The 25,039-nt window shown below is 59.6% G+C and carries 21 protein-coding genes; 7 read left to right on the top strand and 14 right to left on the bottom strand.

The features are described from left to right. Positions 1-3 precede the first annotated feature (3 nt). The 11 genes from QN370_RS00655 to QN370_RS00605 form a co-directional block, all read right to left on the bottom strand. The gene (locus QN370_RS00655) at positions 4-1,836 is read right to left on the bottom strand and encodes a DUF885 domain-containing protein (RefSeq protein ID WP_322127470.1); all 1,833 of its coding nucleotides are present in this window, start codon (positions 1,834-1,836) and stop codon (positions 4-6) included. 168 nt (positions 1,837-2,004) lie between these two features. Beyond that, entirely contained in the window at positions 2,005-3,312 is a 1,308-nt protein-coding gene (locus QN370_RS00650; protein WP_322127471.1) for a Y-family DNA polymerase, read from the bottom strand. 2 nt (positions 3,313-3,314) lie between these two features. Then, positions 3,315-3,788 (bottom strand): translesion error-prone DNA polymerase V autoproteolytic subunit, encoded by a 474-nt coding sequence (locus tag QN370_RS00645; RefSeq protein WP_322127472.1) that lies wholly within the window; start codon positions 3,786-3,788, stop codon positions 3,315-3,317. 381 nt (positions 3,789-4,169) lie between these two features. Beyond that, a complete protein-coding gene (locus tag QN370_RS00640; protein ID WP_322127473.1) occupies positions 4,170-4,868 on the bottom strand; it encodes a response regulator transcription factor in 699 nt (232 codons plus the stop codon). 6 nt (positions 4,869-4,874) lie between these two features. Then, positions 4,875-6,368, bottom strand: coding sequence for an ATP-binding protein (locus QN370_RS00635; protein WP_322127474.1), 1,494 nt, complete (start codon positions 6,366-6,368; stop codon positions 4,875-4,877). Between the two features lie 2 nt (positions 6,369-6,370). After that, positions 6,371-7,531: a Na+/H+ antiporter NhaA gene (gene nhaA / locus QN370_RS00630; RefSeq protein WP_322127475.1), complete on the bottom strand. Its 1,161-nt coding sequence runs from the start codon at positions 7,529-7,531 to the stop codon at positions 6,371-6,373. 179 nt (positions 7,532-7,710) lie between these two features. After that, positions 7,711-8,400 carry a VIT family protein gene (locus tag QN370_RS00625; protein WP_322127476.1) on the bottom strand — a complete coding sequence of 230 codons (690 nt, stop codon included), beginning with the start codon at positions 8,398-8,400 and terminating at the stop codon, positions 7,711-7,713. A gap of 44 nt (positions 8,401-8,444) precedes the next feature. Next, positions 8,445-8,990 carry a cytochrome b gene (locus QN370_RS00620; protein WP_322127477.1) on the bottom strand — a complete coding sequence of 182 codons (546 nt, stop codon included), beginning with the start codon at positions 8,988-8,990 and terminating at the stop codon, positions 8,445-8,447. Next, complete coding sequence (locus QN370_RS00615) at positions 8,977-10,365, bottom strand: ATP-binding protein (RefSeq protein ID WP_322127478.1); 1,389 nt, start codon at positions 10,363-10,365, stop codon at positions 8,977-8,979. The genes QN370_RS00620 and QN370_RS00615 overlap by 14 nt, the downstream gene beginning before the upstream one ends. Continuing rightward, positions 10,362-11,021 carry a response regulator gene (locus tag QN370_RS00610; protein ID WP_322127479.1) on the bottom strand — a complete coding sequence of 220 codons (660 nt, stop codon included), beginning with the start codon at positions 11,019-11,021 and terminating at the stop codon, positions 10,362-10,364. The genes QN370_RS00615 and QN370_RS00610 overlap by 4 nt, the downstream gene beginning before the upstream one ends. Before the next feature lie 44 nt (positions 11,022-11,065). Continuing rightward, entirely contained in the window at positions 11,066-12,400 is a 1,335-nt protein-coding gene (locus QN370_RS00605) for a GMC family oxidoreductase (protein WP_322127480.1), read from the bottom strand. 247 nt (positions 12,401-12,647) lie between these two features. Between QN370_RS00605 and QN370_RS00600 the strand changes: the two genes are divergently transcribed. The 3 genes from QN370_RS00600 (at position 12,648) to QN370_RS00590 (ending at position 14,806) form a co-directional block, all read left to right on the top strand. Beyond that, positions 12,648-12,905: a type II toxin-antitoxin system prevent-host-death family antitoxin gene (locus tag QN370_RS00600; RefSeq protein WP_322127481.1), complete on the top strand. Its 258-nt coding sequence runs from the start codon at positions 12,648-12,650 to the stop codon at positions 12,903-12,905. After that, a complete protein-coding gene (locus QN370_RS00595; protein WP_322127482.1) occupies positions 12,895-13,149 on the top strand; it encodes a Txe/YoeB family addiction module toxin in 255 nt (84 codons plus the stop codon). Before QN370_RS00600 ends, QN370_RS00595 begins: the two co-directional genes overlap by 11 nt. Before the next feature lie 472 nt (positions 13,150-13,621). Next, complete coding sequence (locus QN370_RS00590; protein WP_322127483.1) at positions 13,622-14,806, top strand: metallophosphoesterase family protein; 1,185 nt, start codon at positions 13,622-13,624, stop codon at positions 14,804-14,806. A gap of 127 nt (positions 14,807-14,933) precedes the next feature. Here the strand turns inward: QN370_RS00590 and QN370_RS00585 are convergent, their stop codons facing one another. Further along, positions 14,934-15,785, bottom strand: a complete 852-nt coding sequence (locus QN370_RS00585) for an oxidoreductase (RefSeq protein ID WP_322127484.1) — start codon at positions 15,783-15,785, stop codon at positions 14,934-14,936. Positions 15,786-16,107: 322 nt separating this feature from the next. On the opposite strand from QN370_RS00585, the gene QN370_RS00580 reads away from it, so the two are divergent. Further along, the gene (locus QN370_RS00580) at positions 16,108-16,674 is read left to right on the top strand and encodes a cysteine hydrolase family protein (protein WP_322127485.1); all 567 of its coding nucleotides are present in this window, start codon (positions 16,108-16,110) and stop codon (positions 16,672-16,674) included. Between the two features lie 35 nt (positions 16,675-16,709). Here QN370_RS00580 and QN370_RS00575 read toward each other — a convergent pair whose 3' ends face one another. Further along, complete coding sequence (locus QN370_RS00575) at positions 16,710-18,212, bottom strand: lyase family protein (protein ID WP_322127486.1); 1,503 nt, start codon at positions 18,210-18,212, stop codon at positions 16,710-16,712. 209 nt (positions 18,213-18,421) lie between these two features. Here QN370_RS00575 and QN370_RS00570 point away from each other — a divergent pair, with 209 nt between their 5' ends. Continuing rightward, positions 18,422-19,966, top strand: a complete 1,545-nt coding sequence (locus QN370_RS00570; protein WP_322127487.1) for an MFS transporter — start codon at positions 18,422-18,424, stop codon at positions 19,964-19,966. A 20-nt stretch (positions 19,967-19,986) separates the two neighbouring features. Here QN370_RS00570 and QN370_RS00565 read toward each other — a convergent pair whose 3' ends face one another. Further along, positions 19,987-22,035 (bottom strand): hypothetical protein, encoded by a 2,049-nt coding sequence (locus tag QN370_RS00565; RefSeq protein WP_322127488.1) that lies wholly within the window; start codon positions 22,033-22,035, stop codon positions 19,987-19,989. A 294-nt stretch (positions 22,036-22,329) separates the two neighbouring features. Between QN370_RS00565 and QN370_RS00560 the strand changes: the two genes are divergently transcribed. After that, positions 22,330-23,286 (top strand): amino acid ABC transporter substrate-binding protein, encoded by a 957-nt coding sequence (locus QN370_RS00560; protein ID WP_322127489.1) that lies wholly within the window; start codon positions 22,330-22,332, stop codon positions 23,284-23,286. A gap of 136 nt (positions 23,287-23,422) precedes the next feature. Beyond that, the gene (glpD, locus tag QN370_RS00555; protein WP_322127490.1) at positions 23,423-24,946 is read left to right on the top strand and encodes a glycerol-3-phosphate dehydrogenase; all 1,524 of its coding nucleotides are present in this window, start codon (positions 23,423-23,425) and stop codon (positions 24,944-24,946) included. Positions 24,947-25,039: the final 93 nt, after the last annotated feature.

Here is a 25,039-nt window from a genome sequence, read left to right as displayed (position 1 = left end):
TTGTCACGATCCACTTGCAGCGGCATCGCGCGCAATCCAGCGGTCTACCTTGGCCTCAAGCAGGCTGAGCGGCAAGGCCCCATCGCCCAGCACGATTTCGTGAAACGCCGGCAAACTGAATTTCGCGCCAAAGGCGGCTTGCGCGCGCTGCCGCAGCGCCATGATTTTCAGCGAACCGATTTTATAACCGAGCGCCTGACCTGGCCAGGCCATATAGCGTTCAATGGCACTTCTGGCGGTTGCTTCGTCGTAACCGAGCGTGTCGCGCAGGTACTGGATGGCTTGCTCCCGGCTCCATCCCTTGGAGTGCAGTCCGGTGTCGACCACCAGCCGTGTGGCGCGCAGCATTTCATCGTTGAGATGACCGAAATAGGTTTCCGGCTGCTCGAACAACCCCATGTCCTTGCCCAGCGTTTCGGCATACAGTGCCCAGCCCTCGACGTAGGCATTATTGCCGCCGAACTTGCGGAAATCCGGCAGCGTCATTTCCTGCATCCGCGCGATCTGAAAATGATGCCCCGGCAAGCCCTCATGCAGAAACAGCGTGGTCATACCGACGCGACTGTATTGCCTCGGGTCGTTGACTACGGCCCAGAAAACGCCCGGGCGTGAGCCATCCGCGGCGGGGGATGTGTAATGGTCGGAGGCGGTCAGGCGCGTCAGTTCAGGCTCTGGCCGAATCTCCAGCGCCGACTTGGGCAACGTCGAGAACAGCGCAGGCAACCTGACTTGCAACGTGGCGTCGAGCGAGCGGTAGACGTCCAGGATTTCCTGCTCGCTTGCAAAGGAGCGGAAGCGGTCCTGGGCTTGCACCCAGACAGGCAGGTCGGCAGGAGCGCCGGTGTAACCCATCGCCGGGCCGAGCGTCGCGAACAGGCTCTGGATACGTGCGGTTTCTGACAGGCCGGTGGCGTGAATCTGTTCCGGCGTCTGGGTGGTGGTGGTTTGCTGGGCGACCGACGCCAGATACCAGGCCGCCCCGTCTGGCAAGCCATCCCAGCCGGAGGAACTGCGTGCAGCGGGCAGGTACGCGTTTTCCAGAAAATCTGCCAGCTTGCCGAGTGACGGGTTCAGCCGTTGGTCGATCAGGCTGCGGTAAGCCTTGGTCAGATGACGCTGTTCATCCCGGCTGAAATTGGCCGGGAGATTCCTGATCGGCGTGTAGAACACGCTGCCATCCGCGCGGGCGCTGACCAGCTGGCGGAACTGCGGAAGCGCGGAGACGACCAAGGTACGCGGCAACACAACGCCCCGCGCCATCCCGCTTCGCATGTTGACAATGGCCTGATCGATCCAGGCCGGCAGCGCTTTCAGGCGGCTCAGATAAGCACGGTATTGCGCGGGCGTCGTCAACGGTTGTGATCCCTGCCCGCTGGCGTAATTCGCCAGCGTCACCGGTACGCTATCCATCTGGTTGATTGGTAGCAGATGGGCAGGAAAGCGCTCGAAATTGAGTGCATCGGCCAGTTCATAGTCGAGCAGGTCGACATTGAGCCGAGCCTGCGGACTCAGTGTGGACTGCGCCATCGCGTGCAGCGTCTTCTGAAACTCATGCAGTTCGGCAAAGTGGCGCGCCCTCATGACAGGATCGATACCGATGCCCAGCTGATCGTCAAAACGGTTATCGCCGCTTCCGGTTGCGCCAAGCGGGTCGAAGCGTGCCTGCGCCAGATAGTACCGGGTGGCGAGACGATCGACCTGCAGGTCGGAGCGGGATGCCGTAGCCACCGCGCCGCTAACAGGTGCAACGGGTGCAGCCATCAGGTCTGCCTGCGTCACGGACACCAGCGCGGCGAGCACGACGACACACAGCAAGCGTCGGGAAAATAATGACATCGGGGAGGCAATTTTAGACACGGATACTTTCATCTTGGAATCAGAGTTGATGGCAAGATTACACTGCTTTCATCAACAACCTCGTCGAAAACTAGTCGGGCTTCCGAGTGATCGACAATTTGCGCTGACCGCCGCACGCTTGCCGGCCGAACCGATAACCCTGGACACCTAATTTGCCCTCGCTACCGGAATTTCGCCCCAGCATGTCGTGTAGTTCGGCGTCTTGCGCTCGCGCTTCATGGCCCAGTCGTTCCGGATACCGGACGCCGCCACCGTGACCGCGCCCTTGCCGAATCGCTGGTTCAGCCCGTCCAGCGTACGCATCATCGCTTCGGATTTCTCGCCATCGCCGAAGGTCGTAAATAGCGATTGCTGCTGCACGGACGCACTGGAAATCCCCTGCAAGATGACCCCTGCCTTCTTGTAATAGAAGCCAGGCCGATAAATCTGCTCCAGGCCAAACAGCGCCGCGCGGATCAGCAACCGGGTGTCGCACGATGCATTCGGCAGCGGCACGACGACCTCGTTGCTGTATTGCCGGTCAGATGCCTTGAAGCGATTTGTCTGCACGAAGACCTGGATCGCTTCACATACGGAACCCTGATGACGTAACTTTTCGGCGGCGCGCGTCATGTAAGTCGCGACGGACTCACCGAGTTCATCGATGGTCAGCACCGGCTGGCCGAACGAGCGCGAGGCGATGATCTGTTTTTTGGCCGGTACCACCTCTTCGAGCGCAAGGCAGGAAATCCCGTTGAGTTCATTGACAGTCCGTTCGACCACGACGCCGAAGCGCGATCGCACCCACGCCGGCGACGCGTCCCGCAACCGTGCCACCGTATCGATGCCGGCGCTCTGCAACTGCTCGGACAGACGCCTGCCGACACCCCAGACCTCGCCAACCTCGATCGTCGACAAAATCGCATCGCGGTCTTGGGGCGTCATCGAGGTCAGGTCACAGACGCTATCGAAGACCGGTCTTTTTTTGGCAATGTGGTTCGCCAGTTTCGCCAGCGTCTTGCTGTGACCGATGCCTACGCACACCGGCACCCCGACCCACTGCTTGACCCGCTGGCGTATTGATTGCCCCATGGCGGCAGGCGATTCCCACAAACCGTTCAAGCCATTGAGGCCGAGGAAGGATTCATCAATGCTGTAGACCTCAACGTCGGGACTGTAATCGCGCAGCACGGTCATGATCCGGTTGCTCATGTCGCCGTACAGTGCGTAGTTGCTACTCAGGGCAATGATGCCGTGCTGCTTCGCCAGGTCTTTCAGCTTGAACCACGGCTCGCCCATGGCAACCTTCAACGCCTTCGACTCCGCCGATCTTGCCACCACGCAGCCATCGTTATTGGACAGGATGACGACCGGCTTGCCTTCCAGCGACGGGTTGAACACCCGCTCGCAGCTGACGTAGCAGTTGTTGACATCCACCAGGGCAAAGAGCGTCGTTGTTGCGGACTTGGTCTCCATGGTCAGACATCAAACCGGCAGACCACACCGACCACCACGCCCCAGATTTCCAGTGTCTCGCCGTCGCCAAACTGGATCGGGGCGTAGCGTGGATTTTCTGCGCGCAGTTCGATGACGCCGGCGCGCTTGTGCAGTCGCTTGATCGTGTAATCTGCATTCACGACTGCGAGCACGATGTTGCGATGCTTGGGAGCGACCGACCGGTCAACCACGACCATGTCGCCATCGAAAATGCGGGCACCCGTCATGCTGTCACCTTGCACACGGAAATAGAAAGTGGCCGTCTTGTTGCGCACCAGATAGGTATTGAGGTCCAGTCCTTTCTCAAGGTACTCCTCTGCAGGAGACGGAAATCCTGCGGAAATGCGTTGTCCGTAAAACGGGCGCAGGCACACAGGTGCCAGTTCGCTGGCCGGAACGAGGCTCAACGGCAGCACCGTTGCGCGGGAAGCATCAAAGAGAGGAAGAATGGGCATCGGGTGTTTCCGTCAATATACTGTTTATGCATACAGTATAAGCGGGTGGCAAATGCGTTGTGTGTTTTGTTTCTTGGAATCAGCAGGGGACGATCAATGGTTGGCGGGTCCCAATGCGCTGTAGCACCCGACCTGATCTAGCGGATGCGTTGGCACGAGCCGTTGCTGATGCGCTTACCCTGCACACACTAAAACTTATGCCCGTAATCTGTGAACAACATTGTGCATAACCCTGTTGAACACCTCCGCAGACCAGTACTGGCATGGCATTACAGCAGTGCCTTTTATTTATGCAGCGACCGCTGCGGCGTGCGCTTCGCCGTTGATTGCCTCAACCTTGCCGATTTGGGTGACAGCTTGCCTGGAAACCATCGGGAAAATTCAGAGACCGCCACTATGCTGAAAAAAGGGGCTATCCGCACTGACCAGCCCGTACCTTAGCGCCAGCAACGCCAGTCCGACGACGTCACGTACCCCTAACCGCTCCATGATTTGCGCACGGTGTGCAGCGACGGTTTTTTCGCTCAGGTCCAGCTCGAAGGCAATTTCCTTGGTGCTCTTGCGACCGGCAATCATCGTCAGTATCTGCAATTGCCGGCCGGTCAGTGATTGCAACGGGTTCGGTGCGGCCACCGGGGCACGGATGAAGCGGTCGATCATCTTCGTCGACACTGCCGGACTGAGGTAAGTTTCATGCCGCCGGATCGCCTGCAACGCGATGTCGAGTTCGGCCGGCGCGGCCTCCTTGAGCAGATACGCCGACGCACCCAGCCTGAGCGCCTCGGTCACTAATTCTTCTGACGCATGCATGCTGAGAATGACGATGGCCACCTGCGGGTACTGCTGACGCAGCTGGCGCACCAGATCGAGTCCGTTGTGGTTGCCCATCGTGAGATCAGTGACGACAATATCAGGCTCGCGTTGCGCCACCCAGGCCAGCGCCTCGACCGGATCGGAGGCCTCGGCAATGACGATAAAGTCGTTCAGCTGATCAATCAAACTGCGGATGCCAGCTCGCACCAGCACATGATCATCGACCAGCAAAATAGTGGCCTTGTTGCTGGTACCGGGATTATTCATGGCTGCTCACTCGTGTTTGTCTAGCGCCAGCGTGGCGATGATGCGGGTACCCTGACCGGGTGCCGACTCCACCGACAGACTACCACCGAGTAGCGCGATCCTTTCCTTCATGCCCGGCAAACCGCTGCGACTGCCATCGGCCAGCACCCGGCTCGCCAGCGTCGAGCGATCGAAGCCTTTGCCGTTGTCGCGAATGATCAATTCCAGCTCGTAACCCGACTCGCCCCCATTGACTTCCACCACCACGCGACTTGCCATGGCATGCCTGAGTACATTGGTCACGCACTCCTGGACGATGCGGTAAATCGTGATCTCGACCGCAGGAGCCAACACGACAGGTAACCCTGCGTACTCGAAGATGCAGGTTGTCACGGTACTGGAAAACTGGCGTTGCAGTAATTGGCCAATGGCCGATTCAAGGCCGAGATAATCGAGCACGGGCGGGCGCAACGAGACCGAGATCACCCGGATTTGGGCAATCAGTGCATTGACGTCAGCATCGATGCTGGTCCACAAGGCACGTGGCTCCGGTGCGACCAGCAAGCGGTTGAGCTGATGCAGGTTGAGCTTGAGCAAGGCCAGCCGCTGGCCCAGTTCATCGTGCAATTCGCGCGCCAGGTTGATGCGCTCCTGCTCCTGCGCCTGAATCAGTTGAATCGACAGTTTTTCGAGCGTGGCATTGAGGTCGAGAATCTTGCGTGCAGAGCGCTGCCGTTCCGTGATGTCGAGATGCATCACGATGGCACCGACTCGATCGACTTCGCCCAGCGGCGCAACACTGAGCAGAAACCAGTTCGGTCCGGCCGGCGTATCGCAGGCATACTCGATCGAAAACGTCTGCCGGCTACCGTCGAGTATGGCGCGGATACCGTCAGCTACCTGTCGGCTTTCGACCGCTTCGGGGCCGGTAGAGGCATCGCAAATTGCCAGATAATTGCTGCCGATACCAGCATCGTGCGACGCGGCCATGCCATTGATACCGGCATGGCGACGCCAGGTTTGATTGACCGAAATCAGCACGCCCTGCATGTCGAGCAGCGCAATGTTGGCCGGTGCCGCATCGAGGATGGCGGCCTGCAGCGCCATGCTGGTAAATTTCAGCGGCGACGCGACGCTCAGTCGCAGCAGGTTGCGCACACGCAGGCACAGTTCGTCGCCATCCAGTGGCAACGCCAGCACCTCATCGGCACCGGCGGCCAGACCGGCAAGGCGTGCCTCGCGCTCGCTGGAACTTGCCAGCAGGATGACAGGAATCCCGGCGCTGCCAGGGTCGGCTTGCAGCCACGCCAGCAAGCCAAGACCATCCTGTTCGGCTCCGGCGAGGTCAATCACAACCAGACCGGGCAGCTGCTGGCGCATCGCGTCCAGTGCAGCAGCACAATGGTCGGCCGACTGCAACCGATAGCCATGCGGCGCGAGCACGCCAACGAGCAAGGCACGGTGACGGGTGTCGGCACCAACCAGCAGGACAGTCGCTTTGCCGTCCGTCTGGTCCGGCATGCTCAGGCGTTCCGGCTACCGGCCCGCACTACGATGGCACCGGCCACGCCAGCGAAGATCGAGCCAATCAGCACGCCGATCTTGACTTCATCGATCAGCATGGCCGAATCGGCAAACGCCAGCGAGCCGATGAACAGACTCATCGTGAAGCCGATCCCGCACAGCAGCGCCACGCCATACAGTTGCGTCCAGTTGCTGTTCTTTGGCAATTGCGCGAGACCAAACCGGATGGCCAAAGCGCACATGACAACGACACCGATTTGCTTGCCAATGAACAGACCCAAGCCGACGCCCAGCGGCACCGGATCCAGCAGATTCTGTGGATTGAAACCGGCCAGCGAAACCCCGGCATTGGCAAAGCCGAACACTGGCACCACCACGAAAGCAACCCATGGATGCAAGCCATGCTCCAGCTTGACCAGTGGCGATTTGCGCGCACTGATGGCGGGGTTACGCAACGGGATGCAGAAGGCCAGCGCGACGCCGGCCAGTGTCGCGTGCACGCCCGACTGGTAGACAAAAATCCACAGCACGACGCCGCCGATGGCGTAGAGGGCCAGATTCTTGACGCCCGTTTTATTCATCACAAACAGCACGGCCAGCACGGCCAGCGCCGCACCCAGCATCGGCAACGACAGACCCGAGGTGTAGAACAACGTGATGATGACGACCGCGCCGAGATCATCGAGGATGGCCAGCGCAGCGAGGAAAATTTTCAGCGACGGCGGCACACGCGGCCCGAGCAGGGCCAGTACGCCAAGCGCAAACGCGATGTCGGTAGCAGCGGGGATCGCCCAACCAGCCAACGTCTCGGGACTGTTCCAGTTGAAGCCGACATAAATCAGCGCCGGCACAATCATGCCGCCCAATGCGGCAACGCCGGGCAAGGCGCGCTGCGACCAGCTCGACAGCGCACCGATGAGCAGTTCGCGTTTGATCTCCAGTCCGACCATCAGGAAGAACACCGCCATCAACGCATCATTGATCCAGTGCGAGACCGATAATCCCAGCAGCTTGGCATGCAGAGTCGCCACGTAAGTCGCATTGAGCGGCGAATTGGCCACCGCCATGGCGGCAATGGCGGCGGCCATCAGAACGACGCCACCAGCGGCATCGGATTGAAAAAAGCGGACAAGCGGAGAAGCGGGCGGACGTGATTTCATGGATGCGACGAGACCTTTGCGGAGCGGAGAAATGAGTGAAGCGTGGTTGCCGGCGTTGATCCTGCCAGTAATGCACCGCGAATTTCCCTGCGGTTATACAGCACAAAGCCAGTCATGCACGTACCCGGCGCATCGGTATTTTCAGTCACCCATCAATATGCTACCAACAAGTACTTATTTCATACCGGCGTACCGAATAGCGAACCGACCCCGGCCGTGATCGCCATTGCCAGTGCACCCCAGAACGTGACGCGCCACGCTCCGCTGAGCACCGCTGCCCCGCCGACGCGGGCAGCGGCACCACCCAGCAATGCCAGAAAGAGCAGCGAGGTGCCGGCGATCCACCAGATCAGTGTCGTTTCCGGCACCAGCAGCAGTACCGCCAGCGGCAGTGCTGCACCGACCGCAAAACTGGCCGCCGAGGATAGCGCCGCCTGAACCGGCTGCGCATTGACCACACTCGACATACCGAGTTCATCGCGTGCGTGGGCACCGATGTCGTCATGCTGCATCAGCTGCGCGGCCACCTGCTCGGCCAGTCGCTGTTCGACACCACGGCTGACATAGATCGCGGTCAGTTCGCGCCGCTCGTCCAACGGATCGTCCCGCAGTTCGGCGCGCTCGCGGGCCAGGTCGGCGTTCTCGGTATCGGCTTGCGAATGTACCGACACATACTCGCCGGCTGCCATCGACATCGCGCCGGCCACCAGCGCAGCCACGCCGGTGGTCAGGATGCTGGCATGACTGGCATGGGCGGCAGCGACGCCAACCAGCAGGCTGGCCGTCGAGACAATGCCATCATTGGCACCAAGGACAGCGGCGCGCAGCCAGCCGGCATGCTGATTTCGGTGACGTTCGCGGTGGCGCATGACAGAACCTTTCGTTGGTAGGCAATTTTTCCGGGGCGGCCAGATTACCGTCTTGGCAGCATCCGTCGCAACGTGTCATCGCGGATCACATAATGATGCAATAACGCGGCAGCGGCATGGAGTCCGATCAGCACATAGCCAACTGTCGCACCGGTTTCGTGGATGTCCTTGATCCAGTGTGCAGTCTCCTTGTTCTTGCCGATCAATGCCGGCAACGACAAACCGAAAAACGGAATCGGCTTGCCCTTCGCACTGAGAATCAGCCAGCCAAGTAACGGCATCAGAATCATGAACACGTACAGCAAGAGATGCATCGATTTTCCGGCACGCTCCTGCCAGCGCGCCGGTGCCGGGGTAACCACCGGCGCGCTGTCGGTCAAGCGAAACAACAGACGCAACAGCACCAGCGCCAGCACCGACAGTCCGAGCATGAAATGCCATGTCTTCATCGCCGCCCGCTCGGCACTGCCTTTCGGAAAAATGTCATTGAGTTCCATCGTCGCAAATACCGCGACCAGCAACAGCAGCATGAGCCAGTGCGCACTCATCGCGAGTACGCCGTAGCCTGTTTTATCGTTACGCAAATGCATTGTCTTCTCCTGAGATGGGAAACCATACTTTGACCGTCAGCCCTGCCCCATGCAGTCCTTCAGTCAATACCAGACGCGCGCTATGGGCTTCGGCGATGCGCTTGACAATCGATAAACCGAGTCCGCTGCCGGGCATGCCCGCAGCAGCCAGTCGCACAAACCGGTCGAACACGCGCTCACGCATGTCGACCGGAATACCGGGCCCGGAATCGGCCACCGACAAACAGACCGCGCCATCGACCACCCGGCAGGCCAGCCGGATCGCCCCGCCCGCAGGTGTGTAGCGCAACGCGTTGTCGAGCAAATTGCGCAACAGGATCAGAAAACTGTCCTGATGAATCCGGCACAGGGCCGGCTGCAATTGCGCCGTCAGGTGCAGTTGCAAGCGCTCTGCTTGCGCCACCCAGTCCGGCAACTGCGTTGCCAGCAGGTCGGCCAGGTCGAGCCGCACCGGGACATGCTGGTTGTCATATTGCGGATCGAGTCGCGACAGCGCCATCAACTGACCGACCAGCCGCGAGGCGCGGTCGACGCTGATGCCGAGCGCGCCGATGAACTCGTTGCGCTCGGCATCGTTGCGGGCGCGCTCGATCACTTGCAGGTTGGTCTTGATCGCGGCCAGCGGCGTGCGCAATTCATGCGCGGCATCAGCGGTAAAGCGTTGCTCGTGTTCGAGCGTGCTGCGCATCCGGCCGATCAGGCGGTTGATCGCTTGCAGCAACGGCTGGACTTCGCTGGGTACGCCGGCCAGGCTGACTTCGTACAGATCGGTCGGCGTGTGGCGCGATACCTCATCGGTCGATACCTGCAAGGTGCGAAAGGCGCGATTGATGATCCACCAGATTGCCAGCGCCATCAGCGGAATGACGACCAGAACAAACAGCAGCAATTTCCAGGCAAAGCGCGCACTGATCTGGTTGCGATGACTGTCCGGCTCACCGATCTGGATCTGCAATCGTCCGTCAGCATTCCATGCCGCATAAGTGCGCCACGATCTACCGGCGATGACACTCTCGCCGAAACCGCTGGCACGGTTGCCAACAAAAGATTGATCGGGCGCGCCCTGATTCTTGTACAGCAGGCGTCCTGTGTTGTCCCACATCTGGAACAACAGATATTCGCCGTGGGCATTCTTGATCGGTGCCGACATGTGCGCGGCACCCATGGCCATGCGCTCTTCGATTTCATGATCGGCCAGCGCCAGCAGTAACTGGGCCGTCTCGGCCAGCGACTGGTCGAACAGCTCGTGACTTTCCTGATCGGCCTCGATATACACGACCATCGCGCTGAAACCCCACACCGAGATGGTCAGGGCCAGCAAGACTGCCAGCAAGGTGCGGCGCAACGACCAGCCAGCGCGAAACAGACGGGTCATGGCCGGTCCATCGTGTAACCGACTGCATGGACGGTGCGGATCAGTGTCTTGCCGAGCTTTTTGCGCAAATGATGGATGTGGACCTGAATCGCGTTGCTCTCAATTTCTTCGCCCCAGCCATACAGGGTTTCTTCAAGCTGTTCGCGCGCCAGTACCTGGCCGGCATGTTCGGCCAGCAGCAGCAGGATGCCGAACTCCTTGCTGGTCAGCGCAACCGGCTGGCCATGCTGGCGTAACTGGCGCGTGGTGACATCGATCTCGATCGTGCCGTGGCAAAGTGTATCGACACTGCGGCCGGCAGCACGCCGACTGGCCGAACGGATGCGGGCAGCGAGTTCGTCGAGGTCGAATGGCTTGATGATGAAATCGTCGGCACCGGTATCGAGACCGCTGATGCGATCGCTGATCTGGTCGCGCGCGGTGACGATCAGGACCGGTTGCACGAAGCCGTTGGCGCGCAACTTGCGCAGCACCGACATGCCATCTTCGCCGGGCAGGCCGAGGTCAAGCAACAGGCAACCGTATTGATGCAGACGTACCGCCGTGCGCGCACTATCGGCCGACTGGACCCAGTCAACTGCATAGCCGGCTTGCTCCAGACCGATCTGGGTAGCGCGGCCGAGCTGGGGATCGTCTTCGACCAATAACAGGCGCATGGATGCTCCGTGGGGTGGTGAGCCGGTAGTGTAAGGCGGGCTTATTAAGCAGTTCTTAAGTCGATGCACACCCTTGCCGACTTGGCGAGCAGGTGCGCGCCAAGCCGCTTGCCCAGACACAGCACCGTCAGCGTCGGCGGCAAGCCCCACGGTTCAGGAATGACCGACGCATCGCAGACAAACAAGCCCGGCGTCGCGGTCTGCAGATCGCTGTCCACGCCCTCCCCGATACGCACGCTGCCACCCGGATGCGCCGCAAAATGCCAGCTCTTGAAAACATGCTGCGCGCCACTGGCACCGAGTACCTTGCGAGCCAGCGCAATGCCCTGCTTGAACTTGGCCCGGTCGACCGGTTGTAATGTTTTGTCGACCCAGCGCGCACCGATGCGCCCGCCAATCGCGTCCCGGATCTTGACCATCACGCACAGCGTCTGATGATGCGCGAACAGCCGGTCAACCCGTCCGACCTGCGTCGCGAAAGCCTGATACATCGGCTTGGGCAACGTCAGGTCCGACAGGATGATGCCATCGGTCTCGAGATGCATGCCAGCTGCCATCGGTACTTCGGCACCGCCATCGAGATCGTCAACGCTGCCCATTACGGCCACCACCGGATCGCTGAAAAACGCACTATGGCCCTGCTGCAAACCCGACGCCTGCAACAATTTCGGGCTGCCGATACCACCGCCTGCCAGCACCACCACCGGGGCCATCGCGCAGGCCGTCACCCCATTGCGGACATACTCGACACCGGCGGCGCGTCCGTCCTGCACCAGTACCCGCAGCACCTTTGCGCCATCACGTAGCAGAGCGCCATGCCCGATCGCCTCGTCGAGAAAATCACGTGCGGTCCATTTGGCACCAAACGGACAACCGTAGACACAGCGCCAGCAACCGCTGCGGCAACTTTGCGGGCGGATCATCTTGTCGAGCTTGTGCCACGGCAATCCCAGCGACAACGCGCCGGCCATGATGCGGGTCGCCATCGGGCCGACCAACTTGTCGGGCAGCGGTGCCATCGGCAACTCATCGCGCAACGCCTGCAGTGCCGGAGCCAGATCGACGCCGTGCGCGGCGAACATCGCCAGCGGTGGAGGCATCGCCGTGGCGAAATTGACCATCGAACTGCCACCAGCGGTAATCCCCTGCACCAGCAACGACGCGTCACGATGCAAGAAAGCGCCCTTGCCCGGCACCGCCGCCATCACCGCCATCTGGCCCAGCGTGCCACGGATCTGTGCGGCACTGCCTTGTTCCAGAACCAGCACCCGCCTGCCGCCCTGCGCCAGTTCGCGCGCCACGGTCGCCCCGCCGGGACCGCTGCCGATGACGATGGCGTCGTAGGTGTCATGGGTGGACGTGTGGCGGGTTGTGGGCATGGGGTCGGAAGAGAAAGTTGGATGGGGGATGCTACCGCATTGTGCTGCGAGATGATTTTACTGAGGGCATTGAACAGGTGTCGGTCGATGGCGTTAGCGTATCGGTATTTAACGCTGCAAAGACCATGACTGACTGCTTCAAATACCCCAACAAGATCGGTATTGACGTTGTGTTGGAAAGCATGAGTACATGATTGATTCATTTGAACATGTGTACTAGTATCGGTACATATACATGGAGGTAGCGATGGATGCAGTCAATTACACATTTACCCGGCAGAACCTGACTGCCATCATGGACAGGGTCGGACAAGATCACGCGCCGTTGATGATTACCCGGCAGAAAGGAGCGCCGGTCGTGATGATGTCGCTTGATGATTACAACGCATTACAAGAGACAGCCTATCTGTTACGCAGTCCCAAAAATGCACAGCGCCTGTCGCTTGCGGTTGAATCATTGCGTAACCAGGGTGGCACCGTGCGGAACCTGGCCGATGAAGATTGAATGGTCCGAAGAAGCCTGGGAAGACTATCTTTATTGGCAACAAACCAATAAGGCTTCCTTGAAGCGCATTCACGCGTTGATCAAGGATATTCAACGCAATCCCTTCGACGGCATCGGTAAGCCGGAACCACTGAAGCATCATCTGGCTGGCTTCTGGTCGCGGCGGATCGACGATGAGCATCGACTGGTGTATGCGGTTGAAGACGATCGATTAAAGATTGCACAGTGCCGCTATCATTATTGAGTGTCATGGTTGAAGTACGAAAGTCTTCGAGCTGCCCTTCTGCAAAACGGCACAGCACGTTTTGGGCAAGTTTCCGACCAGTGCACCTGAATTCTTGAAGAAAAGCTGTTTGTAATGCTTGCAGCGAACAACGCTGTAACGCCGACATAACTGACGCAATATTGGCATGGGCTCTTGCTGCGGTCATCCGTGCGTTCCGATTCAATCTGGTCATTGATGGTCGACGTTATTCCATCGGCAAACCACGTCTGCAGACCAATAGATCATCGCCAACACGCGGACAACGCCCCGCCCCTTGTCCTCGATCAAAGCAGACATGATCCATTTAAACGAAGGTAGAGCATCTGTCTGGAACAGGGTGGCCGTGATGTGTCGGCCCGGCGAGCAGGAAATGGCGAGGCATCCGCACGGCTCACTCACGATCAATTCACGATCATTAACGTGTATTGCGACAATTGCGCGAGGTACTGAGATGGCAAAATTAGCATCAGGGAATAACACCCATATTTTTGGCCAGCGCCGGCCGGCCGCCAGTGGCGATACACCGATTCATCTGAGCCCGCCGCGTAACACCCATTTCAGGGACTTGCCGCCTCCTACGGGTCAATCTCCGTTCCGGCTGGATATCAAAGACGTCGTCGCCGGCGACATCTACGCGTCCATGGTGCGCGCCGAGTCGGTGACGTTTCACCTCAACGGCGACATGGGCGGGATCCAGTATGCGGTCCCTCAAGAGCTGGTCGCCAGCGGCATGGAAGCCGATTTTGCGGCAGCCGCCAAGGATGGCCAACCGCCCGCGTTTCTGTATGTCACAGGCGATTGCGTTTATTTCAATGGCCAGGTGTCGGAGTATTACAAGCAGTTTTACCAGCCCTACGAATATTACCTGGCACCGATTTTTGCGATACCGGGAAACCATGACGGCGAGAACCTCGACGGCGACAACACGCTCGATGGCTTCGTACGCAATTTCTGCGCGCCGACCGCCGTCAAGATGCCCGAATCCGGCGAGTCGCACCGGACCGCCATGGTGCAACCCAACGTCTACTGGACGTTAATAACGCCGCAAGTCAACATTGTCGGCCTCTACAGCAACGTTCCGGCCGGCGGTGACATTCGTTCCCCGCAAAAGGAGTGGCTGGTTCACGAACTGACGACGCTGCCATCGGAAGTACCCCTGTTCGTCGCCCTGCATCATCCCGTCTACTCGGCAGACAACCATCATTCCGGCAGCACCTACATGAAAGGCCTGCTCGAAGAGGCCGGGAACGACGCAGGCCGCCATCCCGACGCGGTACTCGCCGGCCATGTCCACAACTACCAGCGATTAACCCGTACCTTGTCTGACGGCAGCAAAGTGCCCTATCTGGTGACGGGTGCCGGCGGGTATCACAACCTGCACCAGATCATGAAAGTCGACGGACAGCGAATGGTCACGCCGGTGACGTTTCCCGATGAGACGGGCGACCCCGTCACGCTGGAGGCCTATTCGGACGATCACCACGGTTTTTTGCGGCTGGAGATCTCCCGCGGGTTGATGACAGGACGGTATTTTGAAGTGCCTCGTCCGCAAGAGCCATACAGCAAGGGAAACCATCTGATCGATTACTTTGAATTCGATTGCACCCGCAAAGTCTACTTGCCGAACACGTTGTAAGTCGTGCCTGCAACGTGTCCATGCAACCGGTCAATTTCTCGACCAGTACTATCGCGAAGCGGCATCTACCATCCGGTTGTAAAAGTCTATCGCGCGGAATCCCGCGGAATCCTGCGGAATCCGACACTTACTCCTTCGGAAAATCCGTAGCCAGACCCGCCGCGCCCCAGGCTTCGACTTCCGCGACGGTCTTCTTCAGGCTCGTCGTCACCGCATCGAGACCGAACGCACCAAGCACAAAATGACGTGGCGGGTGAGCCTGCTCGGTCAAATCCATCATGGCCAGCGCGATGCGTACCGGGTCCCCCGCCTGACTCCCGCTGCCGGCACTGGTGCGCTTCAGTCGGGCACCTGCTGTTTCAGCGTAGTCCGCAATCAGATTAGGCGTTTGTATCATCGAGCGACCGGCCCAGTCAGTGCGCGCCGGGCCGGGTGCCACACAGGTGACCTTGATGCCCAGCGGTTCGCCTTCGGCAGCCAGCGCATCGGACCAGCCTTCGACCGCATGTTTGGTGGCGGCGTAGTAGCCGGATCCGGGAAAGCCGAGGTAGCCAGCGACCGAGGTAATGTTGATGACATGACCGCTGCGTTGTGCGCGCATGCCAGGCAGTACCGCACGCGTCATCGCAAACAGGCCAAACACGTTGGCGTCGAACTGGGCCCTGATCTGCGCTTCTTCGCCTTCTTCCACTGTCGACATGTAGCCATAGCCGGCGTTGTTGACAAGGACGTCGATCCGGCCAAACTGCGCCACGGATGCCTTGACTGCGGCATCAATCTGGGCTGCATCATTGACGTCAAGCGAGAGCGCCAGCGCACGATCAGGGAAGTCGGCCGCCAGACTGGCAACGCGCGCACTATCGCGCGCCGTCACGACGACTCGCCAGCCACGGGCCAGTACTTGCCTGGCCAGTTCGTTGCCTAAACCGGTCGAGCATCCGGTAATGAACCAGACGGGAGTGTGTTGAGTAGATGACATGATTCCTCCAAAACCGTCGAGGATACGCCTTGTATGTTTGTCGCGTTGGTACATGGTTGCCGACTTCTTTTAGTGTCGCGCGGCCTTGCCGTACTCTGCAACACGACGCGTCGGTGTCTCAAATCAGCTAGCGGAAAATCAGGTAGGATCGTTTCGGCTCGATTAGCCGGGGGTCGCGGGAATGCAATCGATGCCATGTTAATTGGCATACGTGATCGTTAATCACGTGGATACGCAGCGCAACTCCGCCACCATCCCGCCTCGATTTACCCATCGGCTGACGATCAGCCAACCCATTCACCCTTAGCGCAAGGAATACACCATGCATACCGCCCTACTCATCATTGATATCCAAAACGACTATTTTCCAGGAGGCACGATGGAACTGGTCGGGGCAGACGCCGCATCCCGTCAAGCGAAACTCTTGCTGGACGCATGGCGTGCGAACAACCTGCCGGTTTTCCATGTTCAGCACATCGCACCACAACCCGACGCAACCTTCTTTCGGCCCAACACCGTTGGTGCCCAGATCCACGAAAACATGGTGCCGATTGCAGGTGAAACGCTCATCACCAAAGCCACCCCGAACAGTTTTCACGACACGTCGCTGCTGGAATCGCTCCGCGCGGCGCACATCACCCATCTTGTGGTCGTCGGAATGATGACGCACATGTGCGTTGACTCGACCGTCCGGGCAGCCTCCGATCTGGGCTTTGTGTGCCAGGTCGTGCATGACGCCTGTGCAACCAGGGATCTGACGTTTGGCGTGCACACCGTGCCGGCCGCTACCGTGCAGGCGACCTTCATGGCGGCGCTCAACGGTACATTTTGCAGTATGGCGCTGACGGCGCAGGTGCTGGATGATTTGCCGACACCGTCGATCACCTGATCGGTCTGCCGGTGTCGGTCAATAGGACAACGGCCTCAACGGGCCGCGTGTAAAAGCTGCTCGAAATCGTTGTCAAGACGGACCAGTGCAGCATCGATCCTGGTACGGTGCTCAGTGATCCATGCATCCTGCTGCGACAGGGATCGCTGTGCACCCTTGAGCATGCGATCCATCTCCACCGGTTGCGGACCACCGGAGGTAGCACGGTTGTTGACGATCGCGACGGGATCGAGGGTGGAGCGGAATTCCTGTTCGCTCATCGGCAGTTCGCCACCACCAACATCCTTCACCGCGTCGCGATAAATGCGCTGCGCCTGGTCGTAGGGAAAGTCGAGCGGCTTGATCTGGTGTTCTTTCGCGAAGTCGACAACCTCCGACGCAAAATGGTGTCCGAGCCGAAACGGCAGTTTGTACTTGCGCATCAGCACATCGGCCAGTTCCTGCGATGCGGTCCAGTCGCTGTTCAATTCTTCCAGCGAACGCTGAGGATCGACCACCAGGGCGTTAAGAATTTTGTCCCAGCCCTTGAGCAAGGTGATCGCGCTGTTGACCATGGCACTGCTGGCGCTGACTTCCTTGGCGTCGCCCATGCCGGGCGTGATGTTGTGGGCCTGAATGATCGTCCCCATCGCCAGCGAAACAGCGGTCGACGCCTCCCGCCGCGTCGCATTGAGCAAACCCGGGTTGCGCTTTTGTGGCATCGCACTCGACACATACGTATTGCCGCCGCCTTCCTGCAGCAAAATCCATGGCCGCGGCTGGGCGTACTGCGTCATCACGTCTTCGATAAAACTCCCTGCGTGCAAGGCAATGCTGGTGACGACGGCACCCACCTCGACCGGCTCCTCGGTCGACGAAATCTGTGCCGCATCGTAGGCATTGTCGACAATGGACGCAAAGCCAAGATAGCTCGCCATGCGCGGACGATTGAGTGGCCAACTGGTACCGTTGAGTACCGTGGTGCCCATCGCGCAGCGGTCGATCCGGCCGTACGTTTCCCGGATGCGTTGCGCATCGCGTTCAAGGCCGGCTGCATGCCCGAGCAGATAATGGCCGAAGCTGTTGGGCTGAGCTGCGACGCCGTTGGTGTAATTCGGGACGATCGTGGCACGGTGTTGTGCGGCGAGTCGGACCATCGACGCGGAGGTCCGATTCAGTTGTTCTGCGAGGTTAAGCAAGTCCTCGCGCAACATGGCGGCGCGGTAGGTGGCATGCATGTCCTGGCTTGATCTTCCGGCGTGCAGCAGAGTGACCTCCGGCCCCGCAGCCGCGATGAGTAACGGCTCGAAAGTAATGACACTCGATGGCCGCTTCGCACCCGGCCTGCTGGCGTCGACCAGCACTTTCGCAATGCCGCCCGCGATGCGCGGCACCATCGCTTGATCGAGCAATCCCTCGTCCGTATTGATGACGGCAGTCGCCTTGTTCATCTCGCCGAGCCAGAAGAATTCATCCCGGCGAGGTGCCGTCTCCGCCAGGACGGGAGCGACCTGAACGGAAAGAATCAGCGCGAGGGCGAAGGTGGGTAATCGAGACATGGGATCCTATCGAAATCAGTGTGGCAGCTGCCGCCGGAATTATAGGCGCGGCATCGTTGTCGCAACCGCACACCGGCCACTTTTTGGCTGCACCAGGTATCGCTTTTCCAGTGTAAAACACAGTTCCAATAACTTTCCTCTACTATCTTGTCGATTCCGCGTGCGGACCACCAATTTCGTCACATTACAAAATCACGAGAGACTCTCCAATGACCGGAACCACGAGCAAGACCGACACGACGGCTTCCGTCGACGGAGCCACAGACAACGCGCAGGATTCGCTACTGGCGCGTAGATTAAAAGTCTCTGACATTAACGTGGTTGACCAGGCGAGACTGAAGAAGGCACTCGGCGGAACCATTGCCGGCAACACGATGGAGTGGTACGACGTCGGCGTGTTCGGCTATCTGATCACGACGATGGGCCCGGTGTTCCTGCCCGAGGCCGACAAGACGACACAGACCCTGTTCCTGCTCGGCACGTTCGCCGCGACCTTCATCGCCCGTCCGCTCGGTGGTGTTTTCTTCGGCTGGCTCGGAGACAAGATCGGCCGCCAGCGGGTGCTGTCCATGACCTTGATCATGATGGCGCTATCGACATTCGCGGTCGGCATGCTGCCCACCTACGCGACGGTCGGCATGTTCGCCGCCGCGCTCCTGGTCCTGACCAAGCTGGTTCAAGGTTTCTCGACCGGCGGCGAGTACGCCGGTGCCACCACCTTCGTGAGCGAGTATTCATCGGACAAGCACCGTGGCTTCTTCGCCAGCTTGCTCGATATGGGCAGTTACCTCGGCTTTGCCCTGGGTGCCTCGCTGGTGGCGATACTGCAATCCACACTGGGGCAGTCGGTCATGGAAGACTGGGGCTGGCGTATCCCGTTCCTGATCGGCGGACCGCTCGGTCTGATCGCCATCTGGTTCCGGCTCAAGATCAAGGAATCTCCCGCATTTCAGGCCACCCTCGATGCCAACAAGCAGGCCGACGCAGAGCCGTCCGGCAACGACGACTCTGCCCGGTCTACCGGTCCGGTCGCCATCTTCAAGGAACACTGGCGCGAAATCATCGTGGCAATGATCCTGGTCGCCGCCGCCAATACCCTCGGCTACGCTCTGACCACGTACATGCCAACCTATCTGACCGCGACCAAGGGATATGACGAGTTGCACGGAACGCTGCTGACCATCCCGATCCTGCTCATCATGTCGTTCTGCATCCCGCTAACCGGACGCCTGTCCGACAAAATCGGTCGCCGCCCGGTGCTCTGGATGGGTGCCGGTACCGCCATCGTGCTGTCGATCCCCGCGTTCCTGCTGATCGACATCGGCCAGACCTGGACCACCCTGCTCGGCCTGGCCATGATTGCCTTGCCTGTCACGTTCTACGTGGCGAACCTCGCCTCGGCCTTGCCGGCGCTGTTTCCAACCGAGAGCCGCTACGGTGCCATGGGAATCGCCTACAACTTTGCCGTCGCCATCTTCGGCGGCACAACGCCCTTCATCATCGCGGCACTGATCGCCGCCACCGGCAACGACATGATGCCGGCCTACTATCTGATGGGCACCTCCGTCATCGGTGGTATCGCGATTTTCTTCATGAAAGAAACGGCCGGACGCCCGCTGCTCGGTTCGATGCCGAGCGTGGATTCCATCGCCGAGGCGCGCAAACTGGTCGCCACCCAAGACAATAATCCCAACATCGACACCGACCAGATGCCATTTGACGATACCTACAAACCGCCGAGCCAGGCCAGCTAACGGTCTGGTCACACAGGCTCCTAACGGTTCCGTTGCTGCGCCTCTTGCAATGCATCGTTCAACACGGCACCGCGATTGTCGAGTACCCATTGAGGGCCGATCATCGCGTCTTGGGAACGACCGAGATTGACCGTATCAACCACCGATTGCAACAGCGCAGTCCGGCCGTCTTCCATCGCGCAGATCGCCTGACGGAATTTTCCTGGAAACCCGGGGAGTTGATTGGCCGCTTCGGTCAGCATGTCCCAGCGAATCTGGCGCTGCTGGTCGCGCGGCAGCGTGATGGCGATTCCCTCGTTGACGTCGATTGGTTGTTCGTACCGGGCCATGAAGGCGGTCAATGCGCGCGCTTCATCGGTGCTCAGCGGCAAGGCCAAACTTTGCGCCTTGTTGTTGGCAATGCTGATTCCCTCCCAAATCGCCGCCGTAGCGGTCGGCACGGTGACTGAATTCCCGTCACCGGAACGCTCCTGGTGCTGCTGGCCGAGGGTCGGGATACGACGATCCAGTTCGAGTTTGCCCTGCCTGTTGCGCTTGACGTTGACTTGCGCCGGACTGTGCGGACCGACCGTAAATGAGTCTTCCGGAAACGGTGCCCGATTGCGTTGCCGTGTCACATCCGTGCCGGAATGCGAAAAAATCTTGTCGGCCATGTCCGGCCTGAGCAACCAACCCAGATACGCCATTTCAGAACAGGGATTGGAAATGACAACCGTCCTGGCCTGCGGCGACAGGTCCTTGAAAATCGGGGCGAGAATTTTCACATTTGCTTCAAGGAGCTTGCTGCGATCAAAAACGATATTGCCATCGGCATCTTTTGGCCAGCCTGCCGAGGAAGTGAGAAACACGGTGTTCGGCACAAACGCTGCCGGCACCGTGGCACTGACGAGCGATTTCGGTTCACTCAATTCTGCAAACGCGCCGAGGAGGGTCGAACTGGGTTTGCGGACGATACCGCACACCTGCACGCCATTGGCACACAGCGCCCTCGATATGGCATTACCGATGTTGCCGCTCGCGCCGTAGACCACCGTCGGCCCGAGCGTCATGATCTGTTCGCGCGAGGCCTGCCGGTCCACCGGTACGCCAGGAATGCGGGCAGGACGGCCAAGCTGATCCTTGTCGGCCGTTGCGAGCCGGGCCTTGTCAATCGCACCGGCCATGTAGTTCACCATGCGTTGATTCAACCGCAGGGCCTGCGCCAAATGGTCTTGCAGACCGGTGGGATCAGCACGGAACATCGCTTCAAATTCGACGCGATCAATCGTGCCCGCCTTGTTGAAATTGGCCATGATGACGGTGCCCCGATCAATCGTCAGGCCGGACAAGCGACTGAGCCAGTTCGCATCGCTATCGCCAAGCGGTCGCGCCACGACAGCGCGCTCGCCGGCCAGCATGTCGGCAACGGCATAGGAGGCAGCAACCGGTGTTGCCGGCGTCGGTAACGGTTTTTCCTCAGCGGGAGTGGTGGCGTGTCCGTACAGTTCGAGGTCACGCCGGATCGCATGTAACAGCGCCGTTTTTTTGATGGCGCTATCGATGCTGGTGGCAGAAATAATGACGCGGCCGTTTTTTTTCAATAAAGGCGCATCGGCGGTTATTTTCGAGGCGCTGCAATCAGGAAAAATGACGGTGTCGCTGGCACCGAGTGCGCCGGTATTTCTGGTGTGGACGACGTTGGTAATCCCTTTCGGAAAATCGGCAAAGATATTGGGTGGTGCCTCCTTCGTCGCAAAGACAACATTCGCCCCGGTGTACAGCGCCAGTAAATCCATGGTTTCGGGCGTGACTTTCTCGGCGGGTTCGTTGATGCAACCAATGCTGCCGAGGCGATCCAGTCTGGCGGCATTGGTATTTTTGGAGGGCGCTGACGCGTCAGGCAGCGCACGCATGGCGCGCATCCGTTCACGATGCACCGATGAAAGAACCGGTTTTTCGTTTGAGCCCAACGCACGATCCGGATATCCCATCGATACGGACTGGTCGGCAGAATGAGGGATAAAAGCCGAACGGGTGCTACCAACCATGCCCAACGCTGTGGTGAGCGTTGCTTGATATTTCAACTTCATGTTTTGTCTCGCTAAGTGGATAGGGTGCACGCAGATACACGGTAGAAATGCAAACTGACAGACCACGGTACAACGATGACGCAGCGCCACATCACGCACGCAGTTGTCATGATGAATCGACCGTGCAAGCGTCCTACTGAGTATCCCCGGCGTGCATTCCGTTCCATCACCGGATGAAAAAAAGTCACTGGCGACTCCGGCAAGCGTCGACGTGCATCAACGCCGATTCATGTGCAACAATTGCCGCCCATTGCAGCGCTCAGCACAGCCCTTCTCACTTGAATCGACCGTCCCATGAAAATTACCCGCATCACCCTGGCATTGATCCATTGTTTCCTGATCGCAGGAACAGCAACCGCAACCGCTACAGCGGCGACCACCGGAACCCTGCAAAAGATCGAACGCAGCGGCACCATCCACATCGGTGTCAGGGATTCCGTCATCCCCTTTTCGTATCTGGACGACAAGCAGTCGTATCAGGGATATTCCATTGACCTGTGCCTGAAAGTGGTCGAGGGCCTCCGGCAGCAACCGGGCCTGTCCGGACTGAAAATCAAGATGGTTCCGGTCACACCAGCGACCCGGATTCCGCTGATGGCCAACGGTACCGTCGACATGGAGTGTGGCTCGACGACCAACAATCTGGAGCGACAGAAGCAGGTAGCGTTTTCGCCGACGACATTCGTGGCCGGTAGCCGTTTTTTGTCGCTTGTGACCTCGCAAGTCGCCACGCTCGACGACATGAAAGGCAAGCGCTTTGTGACGCTCGCCGGCTCGACCACGATTCGTGATCTGCTGAAGGTCAATGCAGAAAAAAAACTCGACCTGAAGATCCTGACGGCCAATAACCAAGCCGAAGCCTTCCTGATGGTCGAAACCGGCCGTGCCGATGCCTTCATGACCGACGACATCCTGCTGGCGTCGCTGATGGCAAATGCGCGCACGCCGGCCGACTTTACGATCTCCCAGGATCCCTTGTCCGTCGAACCGTACGCCATCATGATTCGCCGCGATGACCCGGAATTCAAGGCGTTTGTCGACAGTGCCATCGGGGCGCTGTACCAGTCTGGCCAGATCAGCCCGATCTACAAGAAATGGTTCCAGTCAGCGATTCCGCCCAAAGGCATCAACCTGAACACGCCGATGAGCAAGGCACTCAAGGCGGTGATAGCGCGACCAACCGATTCCGGCGATCCGCAAACTTATCTGGATCTGGCCGGTGTGTCGGGACCCGGTGCGATCGGCAAATAAGTCTGCAAACCGATCTAAGCGCCCTGCCGCACAGACTCGCACCAACCTGACGTCGTAGCCTGTTTGTGACCGATAAGAGGCTGGCGCAACAGACGCCAGCCCTGTTATGACAGGAGATTCAGTGGAAAAGACGCAAATGCGAGACCCCGACGAATTCGATCTGGTGGTGGTAGGCGGTGGCATCAACGGTGCGGGCATCGCGCGCGATGCGGCAGGACGTGGCCTCAAGGTCCTGCTGTGCGAGAAAAATGACCTGGCCGAACATACGTCGTCGGCCAGTACCAAGCTGGTCCACGGCGGGCTGCGCTACCTCGAATATTACGAGTTCAGCCTGGTGCGCAAAGCGCTCCGGGAACGCGAAGTATTGCTCAACCTGGCACCTCACATCATCTGGCCGCTGCGCTTTGTGATGCCGCATGTGGCCAGCCTGCGGCCTGCGTGGATGATACGCGCCGGTCTTTTTTTATACGATCACCTGAGCCGCCGCAAATTTTTGCCCGCCTCGCGCGGCGTCGACCTGCGCCAGCACGTCGCGGGTGAACCGCTGCTCGACTCGCTCGAACGCGGCTTCGTCTATTCCGATGCCTGGGTTGACGATGCCAGGCTGGTGGTACTCAATGCGATCGATGCGAAGGAGCGCGGTGCGACCATCCTGACGCACACGGTTTTCATGTCGGCGCAACGCGTGGCCGACCGATGGCAAGTGCAGTTGCGTAGCGATGGTCAGCCGGAACGAACAGTGCGTGCCCGCGCCATCGTCAATGCCGGCGGCCCGTGGGCCAGCAATCTGCTGAAACAGAATTTGGCGCAGCCCCGTCACGCGGACCTGCGACTGGTCAAAGGCAGCCACATCGTGACCCGGAAACTGTTCGATCACGATCATGCCTACATTTTTCAGAATCCCGACAAGCGCATCATTTTCACGATCCCGTACGAAAATGATTTCACGCTGATCGGCACCACCGACATGGAATACCAGGGCGATCCGGCCGAGGTATGCATCGCGCCGGAAGAAGTGACCTATCTGTGCGAGGCGATCAACCGCTACTTCAAGCAACCGATCACACCGGACGACGTGGTCTGGAGTTACTCCGGCGTGCGCCCGCTGCTGGCCGAAGAAGATGCGGCCAATCCGTCGGCGGTCACGCGGGACTACCATCTCGAAGTCGAGGTACCTGACCATCAGGCGCCATTGCTCTCAGTTTTTGGCGGCAAGATCACGACCTTCCGGCGTCTTGCCGAAGACGCGATGGACCTGCTCGCAGAACCGCTCGGCATCGACCGCCCGGCCTGGACGGCCACGGCGACACTGCCCGGTGGCGACCTGCCGGACGCGGACTTCGATGCGTTCCTGCAGGCTTTTTCGGCACGCCATGCATGGCTGCCGCCGGCACTGGCCAAGCGCTATGCGCGGTCTTACGGCACGCGTGCCGAACGGCTGCTTGACAGCGCCACGTCGATGACCGCACTCGGTGAAGAACTCAGTCCGGGCCTCTACGAAAGCGAGGCACGCTACCTGATCGATCAGGAATGGGCGACCAGCGCCGACGATATCCTGTGGCGGCGTACCAAGCTCGGTCTGCATGCCACGCCTTCATCACGCCAGCGCCTTGACGACTGGCTCGCCGTCCAGACCAATGGCGTAACCTTGACCGTTTAGCACCGGTTCATGCAACAACCCGTGATCGCCCGCGCAGCGCGTGCTGCACGGGCCATTGACCCGCATGTCCAACACTCTTTTTCCGAGGTGAGA

The sequence above is a fragment of the Actimicrobium sp. CCI2.3 genome (assembly GCF_035019065.1).
Taxonomy (GTDB): domain Bacteria; phylum Pseudomonadota; class Gammaproteobacteria; order Burkholderiales; family Burkholderiaceae_D; genus Actimicrobium.
This window is presented reverse-complemented; position numbering and strand designations above follow the sequence as displayed.

What these genes read in the sequence shown, in the direction of transcription:
- QN370_RS00645 (WP_322127472.1), bottom strand. Translation starts at nt 3,788, where the DNA reads ATGCCCATTCTTCCTCTCTTTGATGCTTCCCGCGCAACGGTGCTGCCG.
- QN370_RS00655 (WP_322127470.1), bottom strand. Translation starts at nt 1,836, where the DNA reads ATGTCATTATTTTCCCGACGCTTGCTGTGTGTCGTCGTGCTCGCCGCG.
- QN370_RS00610 (WP_322127479.1), bottom strand. Translation starts at nt 11,021, where the DNA reads ATGCGCCTGTTATTGGTCGAAGACGATCCCCAGCTCGGCCGCGCTACC.
- QN370_RS00635 (WP_322127474.1), bottom strand. Translation starts at nt 6,368, where the DNA reads ATGCCGGACCAGACGGACGGCAAAGCGACTGTCCTGCTGGTTGGTGCC.
- QN370_RS00585 (WP_322127484.1), bottom strand. Translation starts at nt 15,785, where the DNA reads ATGTCATCTACTCAACACACTCCCGTCTGGTTCATTACCGGATGCTCG.
- QN370_RS00575 (WP_322127486.1), bottom strand. Translation starts at nt 18,212, where the DNA reads ATGTCTCGATTACCCACCTTCGCCCTCGCGCTGATTCTTTCCGTTCAG.
- QN370_RS00600 (WP_322127481.1), top strand. Translation starts at nt 12,648, where the DNA reads ATGGATGCAGTCAATTACACATTTACCCGGCAGAACCTGACTGCCATC.
- QN370_RS00605 (WP_322127480.1), bottom strand. Translation starts at nt 12,400, where the DNA reads ATGCCCACAACCCGCCACACGTCCACCCATGACACCTACGACGCCATC.
- QN370_RS00620 (WP_322127477.1), bottom strand. Translation starts at nt 8,990, where the DNA reads ATGCATTTGCGTAACGATAAAACAGGCTACGGCGTACTCGCGATGAGT.
- QN370_RS00590 (WP_322127483.1), top strand. Translation starts at nt 13,622, where the DNA reads ATGGCAAAATTAGCATCAGGGAATAACACCCATATTTTTGGCCAGCGC.
- QN370_RS00570 (WP_322127487.1), top strand. Translation starts at nt 18,422, where the DNA reads ATGACCGGAACCACGAGCAAGACCGACACGACGGCTTCCGTCGACGGA.
- nhaA (WP_322127475.1), bottom strand. Translation starts at nt 7,531, where the DNA reads ATGAAATCACGTCCGCCCGCTTCTCCGCTTGTCCGCTTTTTTCAATCC.
- QN370_RS00565 (WP_322127488.1), bottom strand. Translation starts at nt 22,035, where the DNA reads ATGAAGTTGAAATATCAAGCAACGCTCACCACAGCGTTGGGCATGGTT.
- QN370_RS00625 (WP_322127476.1), bottom strand. Translation starts at nt 8,400, where the DNA reads ATGCGCCACCGCGAACGTCACCGAAATCAGCATGCCGGCTGGCTGCGC.
- QN370_RS00595 (WP_322127482.1), top strand. Translation starts at nt 12,895, where the DNA reads ATGAAGATTGAATGGTCCGAAGAAGCCTGGGAAGACTATCTTTATTGG.
- QN370_RS00650 (WP_322127471.1), bottom strand. Translation starts at nt 3,312, where the DNA reads ATGGAGACCAAGTCCGCAACAACGACGCTCTTTGCCCTGGTGGATGTC.
- QN370_RS00580 (WP_322127485.1), top strand. Translation starts at nt 16,108, where the DNA reads ATGCATACCGCCCTACTCATCATTGATATCCAAAACGACTATTTTCCA.
- QN370_RS00640 (WP_322127473.1), bottom strand. Translation starts at nt 4,868, where the DNA reads ATGAATAATCCCGGTACCAGCAACAAGGCCACTATTTTGCTGGTCGAT.
- QN370_RS00615 (WP_322127478.1), bottom strand. Translation starts at nt 10,365, where the DNA reads ATGACCCGTCTGTTTCGCGCTGGCTGGTCGTTGCGCCGCACCTTGCTG.
- glpD (WP_322127490.1), top strand. Translation starts at nt 23,423, where the DNA reads ATGCGAGACCCCGACGAATTCGATCTGGTGGTGGTAGGCGGTGGCATC.
- QN370_RS00560 (WP_322127489.1), top strand. Translation starts at nt 22,330, where the DNA reads ATGAAAATTACCCGCATCACCCTGGCATTGATCCATTGTTTCCTGATC.